This window comes from Sphingomonas echinoides ATCC 14820 (genome assembly GCF_000241465.1).
Classification (GTDB): Bacteria; Pseudomonadota; Alphaproteobacteria; order Sphingomonadales; family Sphingomonadaceae; genus Sphingomonas; species Sphingomonas echinoides.
The window spans coordinates 1-2,026 of the sequence record NZ_JH584240.1 but is presented as its reverse complement, the minus strand read 5'-3'; the positions used below and the strand labels follow the sequence as shown (position 1 = coordinate 2,026).

Annotated in this window: 2 protein-coding genes; both read left to right on the top strand. The window is 66.5% G+C overall.

Annotated elements, in window-relative coordinates; translation table 11 throughout:
* Window positions 1-1,167, top strand: a 1,167-nt coding sequence (gene istA / locus ON00_RS19725; protein ID WP_010409299.1) for an IS21 family transposase, incomplete at its 5' end; no start/stop codon positions are given.
* Window positions 1,154-1,882: an IS21-like element helper ATPase IstB gene (istB, locus tag ON00_RS19720; protein WP_010409298.1), complete on the top strand. Its 729-nt coding sequence runs from the start codon at window positions 1,154-1,156 to the stop codon at window positions 1,880-1,882. The genes istA and istB, both read left to right, overlap by 14 nt.
* Window positions 1,883-2,026 lie beyond the last annotated feature (144 nt).

Sequence of the window (2,026 nt, the reverse complement as noted above, 5' to 3'; positions counted from 1 at the left end):
GGCGTCGGCGTGGCGGCATTTATCCCGCTGCTGTTCAGGCAAGGCGAGGCGTACCAGTTCGACTGGAGCCACGAAGACGTGGAGATCGCGGGCAAGCCGATGCGCGTGAAGGTCGCCCACGTGCGGCTTTGCGCATCGCGGGCGGTCTATGTCCGGGCGTATCCGCGTGAGACGCAGGAGATGGTGTTTGACGCGCATGCGCGCGGCTTCGGCTTCTTCGGAGGGGTGCCGCTGCGCGGCATCTACGACAACATGAAGACCGCGGTGACGACGGTGTTCGTGGGCAAGGAGCGCGTGTTCAACCGTCGCTTCCTGGTTATGGCGGATCATTACATGGTCGAGCCGACCGCCTGCTCGCCAGCCGCAGGCTGGGAGAAGGGCCAGGTCGAGCACCAGGTCCAGACGATCCGGGGTCGCTTCTTCAAGCCGCGGCTGCGGTTCGCCAGTCTGGAGGAGTTGAACGGCTGGCTGGAAGCCGAGTGTCTACGCTGGGCGGCGATGCAGGCGCACCCCGAGCACAAGGAGATGACGGTCGCGCAGGCGCTGGAGTTGGAGCGGCCCGCGCTCCAGCCGATGCTCGCATCGTTCGACGGCTTCCACGAGACGCAGCATGCGGTGACCGGAACCTGCCTGATCAGCTTCGACCGGAACCGCTACTCGGTCGCCGCCAAGGCGGTGCGTCGTGCGGTCCAGGTCCGGGCCTATGCCGATCGGATCGTCGTGCGGATGGGCGACGAGGTGATCGCCGATCATCCTCGGTTCTTCGGTCGCGATCGGACGATCTACGACCCTTGGCATTACCTGCCGGTGCTGGTGAACAAGCCCGGTGCGCTGCGGAACGGAGCGCCGTTCCAAGGCTGGGATCTTCCGCCTGCGCTCGCTCGGCTGCGCCGCAAGCTTGGCAGCGACGACGATGCCGATCGGCGCTTCGTCCGCGTTCTTGCGGCCGTCCTCAGCGATGGTCTGGATGCCGTCGAGGGCGCCGTTCGCGAAGCGCTCGACGCCGGTGCGGTCAGCGACGAGGTCGTGCTCAACATCCTGTCACGGCGGCGAGAGCCGCCCCGGCCCGCATCCATCGTAACGCCTGAGGATCTGGCGCTGATGCACCCGCCGGTCGCCAACTGCGCCCGCTACGACAGCCTGCGAGGCCTCCATGCAGCGGCATGAGATGATCGACGCGATGCGCGGACTCGGGCTCAAGGGCATGGCGGGTGCGTTCGACGAGGCCGTCACCACCGGCGTTCAGCGCAAGCGCACCGCGATGGAGATCCTGAGCGATCTGTTGCGCGCCGAAGGCGCGCATCGCCACGCCGCTTCGATCCGCTACCGCATGACGGCTGCCAGACTGCCGGTCGTGAAGGACCTTGACGCGTTCGTGTTCGAGAACACCCCGATCAACGAAGGGCTGGTGCGCTCGCTTCACGCAGGCTCGTTCCTGCCAGGGCGTCGCAACGTCGTGCTGGTCGGGGGCACCGGCACTGGCAAGACCCACCTCGCCAGCGCTATCGCCGCCAGCGTCATCCGCGCCGGTGCCCGCGGTCGCTACTTCAACACCGTCGATCTGGTGACGCAGCTCGAGGAGGAGACACGGATCGGCAAAGCCGGCGCACTCGCGGCCCAGCTTCGCCGCCACGAGCTCGTGGTGCTCGACGAGCTTGGCTATCTGCCGTTCGCCCGCTCGGGTGGTCAGTTGCTGTTCCACCTGATCAGCAAGCTCTACGAGCAGACCTCGGTAATCATCACCACCAACCTGACGTTCGGCGAATGGCCCAGCGTGTTCGGCGATCCAAAGATGACGACCGCGCTGCTCGATCGCATCACTCACCACTGCGACATCGTAGAAACCGGTAACGACAGCTGGCGCTTCAAGAACCGCAGCTGACCCCACCCGAAAAGGATCGGTTCGCGCTGCTTGCGCCTCCGGTCGGGCTACGCCCTCCCTACGCCGCAAGCAGCGCGAACGGTGCGCCCAACGTCGACGCCCGCCAGCGCCATAAAGGGGTCCCTTTTGGACGCCGATCGGGGG